Source organism: Hellea balneolensis DSM 19091 (assembly GCF_000428525.1).
In the GTDB taxonomy this organism is placed as follows: Bacteria; Pseudomonadota; Alphaproteobacteria; order Caulobacterales; family Maricaulaceae; genus Hellea; species Hellea balneolensis.
In genome coordinates this window covers 785341-798301 of sequence record NZ_AUAC01000002.1, presented here as the reverse complement: position 1 = coordinate 798301, position 12961 = coordinate 785341, and the positions used below count along the sequence as shown (strand labels likewise).

Here is a 12961-nt window from a genome sequence, read left to right as displayed (position 1 = left end):
TTTATGTCGTCAATATTAGATAGGCTTGACGCGGCTTTTCGCGAAACCTTTACGGCTATGGATTTTCCTGCCCAAATTGCGGGTGTGCAAGAAAGCACACGCGGAGATGCTCCGTTTCAATGTAATGGAGCGATGGGCGCTGCGGGTATAGCCAAAAAGCGGGGTGAGAAACTCAACCCTCGTGATATTGCAGCAAGAGCGATCGAACGTTTGCAAGACCATCCTTTAATTGAAAAAATGGATATTGGTGGACCGGGGTTTATTAACATTTACCCAAGTCAAACTGCCATTTCCTTGCGCGCGGCTGAGCTTGTTGCAGATAAAAAAATGGGTATCGCGCAGCCAGATTCACTCTCTATTATTGTAGATTATGGCGGCGCAAATGTGGCTAAGCCTATGCATGTAGGACATCTGAGATCTGCCGTTATTGGCGAGGCGATTAAGCGCCTTTTACGGGTCCAGGGCCACAATGTTTTGGGTGATGTCCATATGGGCGATTGGGGCCTTCAAATGGGTCACTTGATTTCCGAATTGGAGATCGAACAGCCTAACTTACCTTATTTTGACGCCGATAAAACTGAGGATTTCCCGACTAAGTCACCTGTCACGATGGATGATTTAGCAAGGTTATATCCTCAAGCCAGTAACGCGGCCAAAAGTGATAAAGGTCGTATGGAGCGCTCACGCGTGGCAACCGCTGAATTACAGGCAGGCCGTGCAGGGTATATGGCGCTGCTTGGGCATTTCATAGACGTGTCTGTTGCCGCATTGAAAGTCGGTTATGGGAATTTAGGTGTGGAGTTTGATTTGTGGAAGGGGGAAGCCTGTGTTGATCCTCTTATCCCTGATATGATTCAAGAGCTGAAAGCCAAAGGCATTACAGAGGAAGATGACGGGGCCCTTATTATTCGGGTTGAAGAAGAAGGCGAGAAGAAAGAGATACCGCCCGTTATGCTTCTCGCGAGTTCAGGCGCCGTGCTCTATCACACCACCGATCTGGCGACTTTAGTTGACCGTAAAGCCGAAAATAATCCTGACTTGATTGTTTATGTTGTCGATCAGCGCCAAGCGCTCCACTTTGAACAAGTCTTCCGCGCGGCCGTTAAGGCAGATTGGTATAAAGCAGAGCAGCTTTATCACGTTGGTTTTGGAACCATGAATGGTAAAGACGGAAAGCCCTTTAAAACGCGCGAAGGCGGTGTTTTGCGCTTAGAGGATTTGCTGGATATCATGAATGAAGCGGCCATGAAGCGGCTAGACGAATCCGGTATTGGCGCAGATTTTGATGAGGCTGAACGGTCGGAAATTGCGCGTAAAGTTGGGTTGGCCGCCCTGAAATTTGCGGATTTGCAAAACCAACGCCTGACAAATTACGTTTTTGATCCTGAACGCTTTACCGCTTTTGAAGGCAAAACAGGGCCTTATCTGCTTTATGCAGTCGTGCGTATTAAATCCATTCTGCGTAAGGCTGAAGCGCAAGGCGCGAAAGCAGGGGACATAAATGTCGTCGCCCCAGCAGAACAGCAATTAGTCTTGGCATTGGATGGATTTGGCCGGGCAGTGTCGATATCTGCTGAAAAATATTCTCCACATATATTGTGCGATCATATATACAAAGTAGCGCAGGCTTTTTCACGATTTTACTCAGAGTGTCCAATCCTTGTGGACGGCACCCCTGCGGACGTCAAAGCGTCGCGTTTGACCTTAGCGATGTTGACGTTACGCCAACTCGAAATGGGCTTGAATATACTCGGCATAGAGGCCCCTGATAGGATGTAGCCAATGGAATTGTTAAGCAATTCTCATACCGCCCCTAAATTTGCGGCGCCCGACCCCCGGGGCTCTGGCTGAATGGTATCAGCAACATCTGGGCTTTCCGAAAAAGGCCGTTTTTGAGGGCGGTGATTATGCAATTGTGCGGCGCGGAGATTTAACGCTGCATTTTTGGAAATGCCGAGATCGTCATATCGCTGAAAACACAGCGTGTTACACAGAAGTCCGGTCCCTTGAGGCCTTGGACGCGCTTCACGCTGAATTTATTTCTAACGCGCAAAATGACGGCTTCGCCCCCGGCCGTGTTGAGGACGTCCCTAAAACACAAACAGGCCATGATATGCGAGAATTTCATGTCTGGGACCCGTCCGGAAACCTGATAGGTTTCGGCGCGCAGATATAATGTTTCGCTTTAGCCTTGCTTAAAGGCTTGGTTTAATTTTTGCTGTTGCGAATGAACCGTTTGTTGCTGGGCATCGACAGTTTGTTGCTGGCGTTGAAGAGTTTGCTGATGCCTTTGCACGGCCTGAGTTTGAGGTTGTTGTACGGGCACGGCTTGGCGCTGTGTCGTTTGCGCCGGTATTGCCGGTGCTTTACCCCCAAATTGCAAGACGGGCACATTAATACGCTCCTGCCCCTCATAAGCGCGCAGGCCTTTGGCTGCGTCCAGGCATTCGGCATACATATCCAATATTGCGCTTATATTACGCTCACCCCAGACTCCTTGGCCTTTTAGCTTGCTTAATAGGTCAAATGCGACCTCGGCTTCGGATTTGCCCGACCCTAATGCGGTTAATTCGGGAGCATCTGTATCTGACATAGTCAATTCCTTTATTTTATCCACGGCCTAGCAGAGAAGTATGAAAAAATGATGAGTGGAGTTGATTGACTTTTTTTCGGACTCGCGTCATGCGACAAGTAAGACTTTCTAATGGGAGAGAGCTTTTAGGATTGTGAAAACAATCATATAGGCCACCGAAGGCGCAACCGCCCCGGAAACGCTCAGGTCAAAGGACCATTTGAAAGGTAAAATGCTGGAAAGCGGGCTATAATGGTGAAAGGCCCCGCCGACGGAGTAAATCTCTCAGGCCCATCAGGACAGCAGGCGGCACAGGACGCGAGAGCGTAAACGTGCATATGTCTGACTTACTAAAGACGAAACTCCACGCCAAACATGTCGCCCTTGGCGCGAAGATGGTGCCCTTTGCAGGCTATGATATGCCCGTACATTATCCCTTGGGGGTGATGAAAGAGCATCTACATACGCGCGATAAAGCGGGGCTCTTTGACGTCTCCCATATGGGGCAATGTTTTATATTTGCTGATGACGAGACATTTGAAACGGCAGCCAAAGCGCTGGAGCGCTTAGTGCCCGCTGATATTCAATCGCTGAAGCCCGGGCAAATTCGCTATTCGCAATTTCTCAATGATGAGGGCGGTATTTTAGATGATTTGATGATCACCCGCTTGGGCTTCGAAGGCCATACGCATAAGCTTTATCTCGTCGTTAATGCAGGCTGTAAGGCGGATGATTTTATGCATCTGGCGACTTATATGCCGCCGGGCATTACGATTGATGTGGCTGATGACACGCTCTCGCTCATCGCGCTGCAAGGCCCGAAAGCCGTGGATGTACTCGCAAGGCTTAATCCTGCCGTGAAAGATATGGTCTTTATGACCTCGCTTGATATTCCTTTGACGCCTACCATGTGGTGCCATGTCTCCCGCTCCGGCTATACGGGGGAAGACGGTTATGAAATTTCCGTCAAGCATGATGATGTTGTCGAACTGACGGAGATGATACTCTCAAATGAAGAGGTTGAGATGATTGGCCTCGGTGCGCGTGATAGCCTCCGCCTCGAAGCTGGATTATGCCTTTATGGTCACGATATTGATACCAGTGTTTCGCCTATTGAAGCGGGGCTGTTCTGGTCTATCCAGAAACACCGCCGCAGCGCAGAGGCAGGATATAAAGGCGTAGAACGCATCGTGTCTGACATCGCGGATAAATCCACCAAACGCCTCGTTGGAATTCAGCCCGAAGGCCGCGCCCCCGCACGCGAGCATACCGAGATTCAGGATATGGATGGCAATACCATTGGCGAGATTACCAGCGGCGGCTTTGGACCGACTGCGGGTGGGCCTGTTGCTATGGGTTATGTCGCGAGAAAATTTACCAAAGCGGGGACGCCTGTTCAGCTCATCGTGCGCGGCAAAGCCCGCGCCGCCACAGTCGCGAAAATGCCATTCGCGCCGCATAATTATTACAGAGGATAGAGGAGGACATCATGTCAATATATTTCACAGAAGATCATGAATGGATAAAAGTTGACGGAGATAAAGGAACGGTCGGGATCAGTCCTTATGCTGCCAAACAACTCGGCGATGTCGTCTACGTTGAATTACCGGAAATCGGCCGTGACATGGCCAAGGGCGACGAAGCTGCGGTTGTCGAATCTGTCAAGGCTGCCTCTGAAGTCTACTCCCCGGTCGGCGGCGAGGTCACCGAGGTCAACGAAAAACTTGAAGACGCCCCAGAGACAGTGAACGCTTCTGCGGATGGCGACGGCTGGTTCCTGAAGATGACAATCGCGGATAGTAGTGAGCTTGAGAGCTTGATGGATGAGGCGAAATATAAAGAATATTGCGACGGGCTTTAGGTTTTAAGGTTTTGTCCCCCGCCTTGAGCGGGGGTCTCCATCAATTTGGTACTCCCTCTTGGGAGATCCCCGCTCAGGGCGGGGAACACAAAACGAAAGATAAATTAAATGCGTTACCTCCCTTTAAATGCGAATGACCGCGCGGCTATGCTCGATGTCGTAGGCGTTAAATCTATCGATGCACTGTTCGAGGATGTGCCGAAATCGGCGCGATTGGACAGCCTCATCGATTTGCCCCTGCATCAATCCGAAGCGGCGGTTGAGGGGCATATGTCGCGTTTATCAAGCAAATCCGTCAGCGCGTCTTCCGTGCCATTTTTCTGCGGGGCCGGGGCTTATAAGCATCATATCCCTTCGACCGTGGATCATCTCATTCAGCGCTCAGAATTTCTGACGGCCTATACGCCCTATCAGCCCGAAATCAGCCAAGGCACGCTGCAAACGCTGTTTGAATTCCAAACACAAGTCGCGCTTTTGACAGGCATGGATGTCGCCAATGCATCCATGTATGACGGCTCGACTGCTTGCGCCGAAGCCGTGGTTATGGCACACCGAGTGGCCCGCGGTAAGAAACCAAAAGCTATTCTCGCGCCGGGCCTTCACCCGCATTATGCAGCCGCAACGCAAACCTTAGCGTCGACTTTGAGTATTAACGTGACCGAAGTCGCCCCCGCTATCGGCCAAGACCAAAGCGTTATTGATATGATTACGGATGAAATGTCTTGCGTCGTTGTCCAATCGCCCAATGTCTTTGGCGAGATTGTCGACCTCGCGCCGATTGCCGAGAAAGCCCATGCGCATAAGGCGCTGTTGATTGCGGTCTTTACTGAACCTGTTGCGCTTGGCCTGATTAAATCCCCTGGCGAACAAGGCGCGGATATTGTGGTTGGCGAAGGACAGGGGTTAGGCGTGGGCCTAAACTTTGGGGGGCCGCATGTCGGGCTCTTTGCTTGCCGACAAAAACTTGTGAGGCAAATGCCGGGTCGGGTCTGCGGCGAGACTGTGGATGCCAATGGCGAGCGCGGTTATGTGCTGACCCTGTCCACGCGCGAGCAACATATTCGCCGCGAAAAAGCGACCTCGAATATCTGTACTAATAGTGGTCTTTGCTGTCTGGCCTTCACCATCCATATGAGCCTACTCGGTGATGCGGGTCTGAAACGTCTCGCGACACTGAACCATGAAAACGCCTGTCACATGGCCGACATTATTGACGGCATTGACGGCGCAGAGGTGCTCAACGAAACCTTCTTTAATGAGTTCACGGTGAAGCTCTCAAAACGCGCAAGCGAAGTCGTGCAAGCGCTCGCCGACAAAGACATTCTCGGCGGTGTTCCGTTCTCGCGCATTAGCGGGGGACAGCATGAAGACTTGCTCCTCGTTTGCGCTACAGAAGTCGTCAGTGACGATGATATCCACGCCTTTGGTCATGCTCTTGAGGAGGTTTTGTCATGAAAACACTTAATCGTTTGACGGATGTGTATCCTTACTCTCGCGATAATGCGGAAACACTAATTAAAGCTACGAAAGACTTTTTGGAGGCTAATAGAGGTTACAAAATCTTGGCTAATTCTTTTGTGAAGCCTGGAGATGAATTAAAATTTACAGTCTATGTTGAAGATTTATTGGTTGGTGAATTAACAGATGAAATCGACAATATAATCACAAAGAGCTTTCCCGAGTTACTGCCTGTTGAATGGGATGCTTATTTGGAGGCAAAATCATGAAAACCGAAGGACGCCCCACTAGCCCCGTCGCGGCTAACTCCAATGACGTGAAAACCGTCTCCGGCTCTAAAGCCTTGGAGCAAGGCACCAAGCTTATCTTTGAAACGGGCACGCCGCGGCGGACGGGGATTGATTTCCCTGCTGCCAAAGGCCGCGCTTCACGTCTTGGCGCGAATAATGAGCGCCAAGGCGAGATTGGTCTGCCGGGCCTGTCAGAGCCTGAAACAATGCGCCATTATGTGCGTTTGTCGCAAAAAAATTACGCCATTGACCTTGGCGTTTATCCGCTCGGCTCTTGCACAATGAAGCATAATCCGCGCCTGAATGAAAAGGTCGCGCGTATGCCCGGCTTTGCTGACGTGCATCCTTTGCAGCCTGTCTCAACTGTGCAAGGCGCATTGGAGCTGATGTATGAGCTGTCCGATTGGATTTGCAAATTGACGGGTATGCCTGCCGTCGCTCTAACGCCTAAAGCAGGGGCCCATGGTGAGCTTTGCGGGATGATGGCGATACGGGCGCGTTTGGACGCCGATGGGCAATCACAACGCCGCCGCGTCTTAGTGCCTGAATCGGCCCACGGTACCAATCCTGCGACAGCCGTGCAGTGCGGCTTTACCGTCGATGAAATCCCCGCTTCAGGTGATGGCCGCGTGAATATTGAATCGCTTAAAGAGAAAATCAAAAGCGACCCTAATAGCGTCGCGGGTATCATGCTGACCAACCCCAATACTTGCGGCTTGTTTGAGCGTGATATTATCGAAATTGCGGACCTCATCCACGCGGCCGGGGGTTACTTTTATTGTGACGGTGCCAATTTCAATGCGCTTGTTGGCCGCGTGCGTCCGGGTGATTTGGGCGTGGATGCTATGCATTTGAATCTACATAAAACTTTCTCAACGCCGCATGGCGGTGGCGGCCCAGGTTCTGGTCCGACAGTTCTGTCCAATGCGCTGAAAGATCACGCACCTGTGCCTTATGTCACGAAAACGGAGCAGGGCTATGCGCTAGTCGAGCATAAAGACGAGGTCAGCTTTGGCCGTATGTGCGCCTTCCACGGACAGATGGGCATGTATAGCCGCGCGCTAACCTATATGATGAGCCACGGCGCAGATGGGTTGAAGCAAGCCACGGAAGACGCCGTGCTCAACGCAAATTATGTGCAGGCGTCGCTCTCTGATGTCATGAGCCCTGCCTTTGGCGGTATCTGCATGCATGAGGCTCTTTTCGACGATAGTTTTCTGAAGGACACAGGCGTGGATACGCTCGATTTTGCTAAGGCGATGATTGATGAGGGCTACCATCCGATGACCATGTATTTCCCGCTTGTTGTGCATGGCGCGATGCTGATTGAACCAACTGAATCTGAGTCAAAAGGCGAGCTTGACCGCTTTATCGGTTCTATGCGGCATTTGGCTGAGCGGGCGAGATCAGGCGATGTGGAGAGCTTTAAGCAAGCTCCGGTCTATGCGCCCATGCGCCGCCTGGATGAAACACAAGCGGCTCGTAAACCTGTCCTGCGATGGACATCTCCGAGTGAAACGGCGGAAGCGGCGGAGTAATTCTTAGGTCAAAGTTCAAGGGTCCTATAAACGTAAAAAAGCCGCTTCTAAAGAGCGGCTTTTTAAATTGTAGAATATGAATAAGGGCTAATTTAAAACTTTGCCCATCTGCGCGATACCGTCTTTCACAAGTTTCGCATGATCCTCAGATGTTGTGCCTGACCGGATGAGCTTTTCAGCTGCGTTAAGCGCCATTTCCGCAGCTTTGGCTTTTACTTCTGCCATGGCTTGCGCTTCTGCTGTTGCAATTTTAGCTTCAGCTTGTTCCGCGCGCCGTTCAAGACGTTCAGCCAAATCTTTACGGGCGTTTGTTGCCATGATTTCTGCATCATGACGCGCCTGTTTAACGATGCTGTCAGCTTGTTCTTCGGCTTCTTTCTGCTTGCGCTGATAAGAGGCCAAGAGAGCTTGAGCTTCTTCGCGAAGAGATCTGGCTTCATCAAGTTCCGCGCGAATTTTATCAGCACGTGCATCAAGAGATCCTGCTATCTTTTTGTGAATACCAAAATAGCCAAGCACGAGCAGAAAAAGAACAAGGGCAAAGAAAACCCATATCGTAGGACTGTTGAGGGCAAAATCAAAATACATAGTCTTGCTCCTAATTCAGCGCTTTTTTGACAGTCGCCAATGTTGGTTTTTTGCCTGTTAAAGCTTCGATAGTCGCTTGAGCTGCCTCGGAGGCCACGGACTCAATATTGGCGAGGGCTTTGGCCCGAACGCCTCGAATGCGGGTCTCCGCAGCTTCAGCCGCTTTCGACGCCTCAGCATCTGCGGCATCCATTTCAACCTTAATTTCAGCATCTACGGATTGGCGCGTGGTCTCGGCAACGTTATGGGCCTTGGCTTTAGCATCGGCTAGAGCACGCTCATAAGATTTTTCAGCTTCTTCGGCCTCTTTTTGCATGCGGGAAGCCGCATCCAAATCATCAGCAATACGTGAACTGCGTTCCTCTATCGTTTGGCCTATACGCGGCAAAAAGATACGGGACAGTAGGAAATACAATATGCCGAATGTTAGCAAGAGCCAGAAAACTTGGGTTGCAAAATAGTCTGGGTTGAAGGGCGGAAAGACTTTCTCCGCCGCATTCTCGCCGCCCGCAGGTGCAGCGGCGAGTTTCAGACCCATGAGTGTCATCGCGTTAATCATTGCGATACCTTCGTTAGTTTCGCCGTCTTAGACAACGAAAAGGAGTAGAATAGCGACGAGCAATGAGAAGATGCCCATAGCTTCTGTAACAGCGAAGCCGAAGATGAGGTTTGAGAACTGACCTTGGGCAGCGGACGGGTTGCGAAGAGCGCCCGACAGATACTGACCAAAGAGGTTACCCACACCGATACCGGCACCCGCCATACCAAAACAGGCAAGACCTGCGCCGATGTATTTTGCTGCTTCTGCTTCCATGATAATCTCCTAAGAAAAGCGTTTATTATTGCAGTTAGTGTCCCGGATGCAAGGCATCCGAAAGATAGATACATGTCAAAAGCGCAAAGACATAGGCTTGCACAAAGGACACAAGAAACTCGAGTGGAGTTAGGGCGAAGGTCATTAGGAAAGGTAAGATACCTGCCAATGAGCCGCCGACAACGCCGAATGCGCCGACAAGCATGATACAAAAGCCAGCAAAGACCTTTAGCATGATGTGACCCGCCATCATATTTGCCCAAAGACGGACGGAATGGCTTAAGGGGCGCGAGATAAAGGATATAATTTCAAGTAGGCATACAAATGGTTTGATCGCAATCGGAACTCCTGCTGGCCAGAAGAGCTTTAGGAAGCTTAAGCCATTTTTCCAAACGCCATACACGATCACGATAGCAAAAACCATGAGAGCCAAAACGGCTGTCACAACGATATGGCTTGTTGTCGTGAAGAAAAAAGGCACCATGCCGAGCATGTTGGCGAAAAGGATAAAGATGAAGAGCGTGAAGACAAACGGAAAGAACTTCATTCCGTCCTTTCCAGCAGAGGAGCGCAGCATATCTGCGATAAATTCATAAGAGACTTCAGCAATTGATTGTGCGCGTCCGGGTATGAGAGATTTTTTTGTCGAGAGCAGTAACCAGAGTGAAACAGTGGCCACGCAGATAACCATCATCAAAGATGAGTTGGTGAAGCTGATATCGAAATTACCGATTTTCAGCTCAGCCAGTTTCTTAATTTCGAACTGACCAATAGGGTCTAGACCTGCAGCGATCATCTTTAATCCTCGTCTGGTTCCGGCGGCAAATCTGTGCCTGAACCATCCATTCCTTCTTTCGCGGCGCGAACAACGTTTAGAACGCCTGCGCCGAATCCTAATAGTAGCCCAGCTATCATTCCCCAAGGTCCGCTATCAGTGAGTTTATCGACACCATAGCCGAGAAAAGCACCAACTATAACAGCCGCAGAAAATTCGCTGGCATATTTTAAGCCCGCTCCGATGCCTGACCTGTCATTTTGGAACACCTTCGGCTCGTGGGATTTTTTGGTCGCTTCGAGCTTGTCGCTAAAAGTTTTCAAATCATCTGCATCAGAGTTTGAGGAATTTCCATTCGGGTTAGACATAATTACCAGCTCAAGCCCTCTAAAGATTCCCAGTTTTGAAAACTCTCCGAAAGCGCGCGGAACCTAGCTATTAGGGGGGTAGAAGTCAACACTCGTCACGGATTGGCTAAGATATTGAAATATATATGATTTTCCTGTTTTTCATCAAGTGCGACAATCTGTGCATATATCCGTATGAAAATCTGCTGATGTGGCTTATTTGCGCTAGATAATATCCGTCCAACGGCGACTCATCAGGTTAGCTGAATTGATAATCCCGACCATAGAATAAGTTTGCGGGAAATTTCCCCATAACTCATCTGTTTTTGGGTCCACATCCTCTGATAACAAGCCCAGATGATTTCTCTGATTGAGAATAGAGGTGAACATGTCTTTGGCCTCGTCAGTGCGTCCAATACGGTACAAGGCGTCAATGTGCCAGAAGGTGCAGGCTGTGAACGCGGTTTCAGGCCGCCCGAAATCATCTTCCGTCTTGTAGCGATAAATATGATTGCCTTCACGTAGATCGCGATCAACAGCTTCAACAGTACCAACATATCGGGGATCGCTCGCGGGCAGAAACCCAATTTCAGCCATGAGCAGCACAGAGGCATCCAAAGTGTCTCCATTATATGACGCTGTAAAAGCATTCATGTCGATGTTGAACGCATTGTCCAATACAGTTTTGTGAATTATCTGCGCCCGTTCCGCCCAATAGAGCGCACGGTCCTCTAGCCCTAAATGCTTAGCGATTTTGCTTAAGCGGTCACAGGCGGCCCAACACATAATAGCGGATGAGGTATGAACATGGGCAATGGTACGAAATTCCCAAATGCCGGCATCAGGCGTATCGTGCATCGCATAAGCACGCTCTCCGACAGGCTCTAACTGCTCAAATTCTGCAATACCGGGTTTGGTCAGAAGACGCTCATCAAAAAAGGCTTGTGTAATCGCCAGAACAACCTGTCCATAAACATCGTGTTGAATATGTTCCGCAGCTTGATTGCCTTTACGCACGGGGCCGTAACCGCGATATCCGGGTAAGCTTTCTACAATTTCTTCGGATAATTCTGCTTCAAGCCCAATGCCGAAAAGCGGCTGAATATGACCGCCTTTGGACATCGCCACAATATTACGAACATAACGCATATAGTGCTCAAGCGTCCCCATAGAGGCAAGGCGGTTAAGGGCGGTGACAGAAAAATAGGCATCACGAATCCAACAATAGCGGTAATCCCAATTACGCATTGACCCTTGATGTTCAGGCACAGAGGTTGTGAGCGCCGCAACCACACCGCCCGTCTCTTCATAAACACAAAGTTTCAAAGTAATGGCCGCGCGAATAACAGCTTCCTGCCAATCCGGAGGGATCGCTAGACTCCGAACCCAACCCTGCCAATAAGTCTTAGTGCGTTCATACCAATCTGCAGCAAGGTGATCGATATTCTCCGCCACAGTTTCGTCCGGGCCGCAAATAAAGCTAATATCACGGTCAATAATGAAGCTGGTTTCAGAGAGCAGGTAAGAGACGGGCGCATTCGTCGTGATACGAAACCCTAAATTATCGTGGCGATAGCTTATGTGATTAACGCCGCGAATAGGTGTGGGGGGGTTTTCCCCCCAATCAGCTTGGGGCGAGATATCAATACGAATTCGGGGAGCCCCAGAGATAACTTTGAACTGCCGCACGAATGAAGTCGGACGGAATGTACGCCCCCGCTTTTCAAAATGTGGAGCGAAGTCTATAATCTCGAGCGCGCTGCCATCCTCTGAGATTAGCTTTGTGCGCAGTATCGCAGTATTAGGTTCATAGGATTGCTCACGGCTTTTCAGGTCTTCCATCCAAACACCAAAACTACCTTTGCCGCCTAAAAGTGAGTCAAATATCGGGTCTCCATCCAACCGAGGAAGACATAGCCATTGGTAACGCGCTTGTGCATCAATCAGGCCAGCAATAGTGGAATTGCCGATGATGCCGAGGTCAAGTGTGCTCATAAGGCACTCCTTAGTAGTAAATATACATCAGAAATTTCAGGGGCGCGGTAATTCGCGCAACTTTCGCCGTCTCCAACTTTCACGGCTATACCGCCCATGTTTTGTACGGCTTGAAAAGCATCTTCATCCGTGGTGTCATCACCAATCATAACTGGAATGCGTCCACTAAAACTCCGGCGGGTCATTTGGTTTTGTATGAAGTAACCTTTATTGGCGGCTAGAGGTTTGGCTTCTATGATCTTATTGCCGTGCTGAATTTTATAACCAGAGAAACGCTTCAAGATTGTTTCTACACTATTTAAGATATCATCTTCATATTGCGGCGCAGCTCGAAAATGGATGGCGGCCACAGGTCCTTTTTTCTCGACCCAGACACCTTCCATATGAGAAATGAAACGCTCAAGAGATGTGAGTAACCCGCTAGGCAGTGCCGGTAAATCGGTTGGCACAATTTTATGCGGCGGGGCGACGTATAGTCCATGATTTCCACTACGCCAAAGTGCAGCCGGAACGCGTGTGCTCAAATCGCGCAAGTCACGTCCACTTATTATAGCAACTGCGCTGCTAAGATGCTCTGAAAGACTAACTAGAAGATCTGTTTGCATGTCGGATAGGGTGACCGAGTCGGGATCATCACATATCGGAGCCAAAGTTCCGTCGAAATCAAGAAATAAGGCATGTCTTTCTGTAAGCAGAATATCTGAGGAAGGCTTAGGTCGCATT

General features: G+C 49.8%; 15 protein-coding genes and 1 riboswitch. Of the genes, 7 read left to right on the top strand and 8 right to left on the bottom strand.

The genetic code is table 11. The features are described from left to right. The first annotated feature begins 3 nt into the window (after positions 1 to 3). Positions 4 to 1779 carry an arginine--tRNA ligase gene (gene argS, locus F569_RS0103940; RefSeq protein ID WP_026941139.1) on the top strand — a complete coding sequence of 592 codons (1776 nt, stop codon included), beginning with the start codon at positions 4 to 6 and terminating at the stop codon, positions 1777 to 1779. Between the two features lie 40 nt (positions 1780 to 1819). Continuing rightward, the gene (locus tag F569_RS16365; RefSeq protein ID WP_034387176.1) at positions 1820 to 2176 is read left to right on the top strand and encodes a VOC family protein; all 357 of its coding nucleotides are present in this window, start codon (positions 1820 to 1822) and stop codon (positions 2174 to 2176) included. A 9-nt stretch (positions 2177 to 2185) separates the two neighbouring features. On the opposite strand, the gene F569_RS0103930 is transcribed toward F569_RS16365, so the two are convergent. Then, complete coding sequence (locus F569_RS0103930; RefSeq protein WP_026941138.1) at positions 2186 to 2593, bottom strand: hypothetical protein; 408 nt, start codon at positions 2591 to 2593, stop codon at positions 2186 to 2188. 102 nt (positions 2594 to 2695) lie between these two features. Continuing rightward, positions 2696 to 2801: riboswitch (glycine riboswitch) on the top strand. A gap of 109 nt (positions 2802 to 2910) precedes the next feature. Here F569_RS0103930 and gcvT point away from each other — a divergent pair. From gcvT to gcvPB, 5 genes are all read left to right on the top strand, one after another. Beyond that, complete coding sequence (gene gcvT, locus F569_RS0103925) at positions 2911 to 4050, top strand: glycine cleavage system aminomethyltransferase GcvT (RefSeq protein ID WP_026941137.1); 1140 nt, start codon at positions 2911 to 2913, stop codon at positions 4048 to 4050. Positions 4051 to 4061: 11 nt separating this feature from the next. After that, entirely contained in the window at positions 4062 to 4433 is a 372-nt protein-coding gene (gcvH, locus tag F569_RS0103920) for a glycine cleavage system protein GcvH (RefSeq protein WP_026941136.1), read from the top strand. A 108-nt stretch (positions 4434 to 4541) separates the two neighbouring features. Beyond that, the gene (gene gcvPA / locus F569_RS0103915) at positions 4542 to 5888 is read left to right on the top strand and encodes an aminomethyl-transferring glycine dehydrogenase subunit GcvPA (protein WP_026941135.1); all 1347 of its coding nucleotides are present in this window, start codon (positions 4542 to 4544) and stop codon (positions 5886 to 5888) included. Further along, positions 5885 to 6160, top strand: coding sequence for a hypothetical protein (locus tag F569_RS0103910; RefSeq protein ID WP_026941134.1), 276 nt, complete (start codon positions 5885 to 5887; stop codon positions 6158 to 6160). Before gcvPA ends, F569_RS0103910 begins: the two co-directional genes overlap by 4 nt. Next, positions 6157 to 7719, top strand: coding sequence for an aminomethyl-transferring glycine dehydrogenase subunit GcvPB (gene gcvPB, locus F569_RS0103905; RefSeq protein WP_026941133.1), 1563 nt, complete (start codon positions 6157 to 6159; stop codon positions 7717 to 7719). The genes F569_RS0103910 and gcvPB overlap by 4 nt, the downstream gene beginning before the upstream one ends. A gap of 87 nt (positions 7720 to 7806) precedes the next feature. On the opposite strand, the gene F569_RS0103900 is transcribed toward gcvPB, so the two are convergent. The 7 genes from F569_RS0103900 to otsB form a co-directional block, all read right to left on the bottom strand. Then, on the bottom strand, positions 7807 to 8307 hold the full coding sequence (locus F569_RS0103900) for a F0F1 ATP synthase subunit B family protein (protein ID WP_026941132.1): 501 nt from the start codon (positions 8305 to 8307) through the stop codon (positions 7807 to 7809). Positions 8308 to 8317: 10 nt separating this feature from the next. Beyond that, positions 8318 to 8866 (bottom strand): F0F1 ATP synthase subunit B family protein, encoded by a 549-nt coding sequence (locus F569_RS0103895; RefSeq protein WP_084168750.1) that lies wholly within the window; start codon positions 8864 to 8866, stop codon positions 8318 to 8320. 27 nt (positions 8867 to 8893) lie between these two features. Further along, positions 8894 to 9121 carry a F0F1 ATP synthase subunit C gene (locus F569_RS0103890; protein ID WP_026941130.1) on the bottom strand — a complete coding sequence of 76 codons (228 nt, stop codon included), beginning with the start codon at positions 9119 to 9121 and terminating at the stop codon, positions 8894 to 8896. Between the two features lie 34 nt (positions 9122 to 9155). Further along, entirely contained in the window at positions 9156 to 9917 is a 762-nt protein-coding gene (locus tag F569_RS0103885; RefSeq protein WP_026941129.1) for a F0F1 ATP synthase subunit A, read from the bottom strand. 2 nt (positions 9918 to 9919) lie between these two features. Further along, positions 9920 to 10264 (bottom strand): AtpZ/AtpI family protein, encoded by a 345-nt coding sequence (locus F569_RS16360; RefSeq protein WP_051279253.1) that lies wholly within the window; start codon positions 10262 to 10264, stop codon positions 9920 to 9922. Positions 10265 to 10468: 204 nt separating this feature from the next. Then, a complete protein-coding gene (locus F569_RS0103875; protein WP_026941128.1) occupies positions 10469 to 12238 on the bottom strand; it encodes a glycoside hydrolase family 15 protein in 1770 nt (589 codons plus the stop codon). Next, positions 12235 to 12960, bottom strand: coding sequence for a trehalose-phosphatase (otsB, locus tag F569_RS0103870; protein ID WP_051279251.1), 726 nt, complete (start codon positions 12958 to 12960; stop codon positions 12235 to 12237). Before otsB ends, F569_RS0103875 begins: the two co-directional genes overlap by 4 nt. Position 12961: the final 1 nt, after the last annotated feature.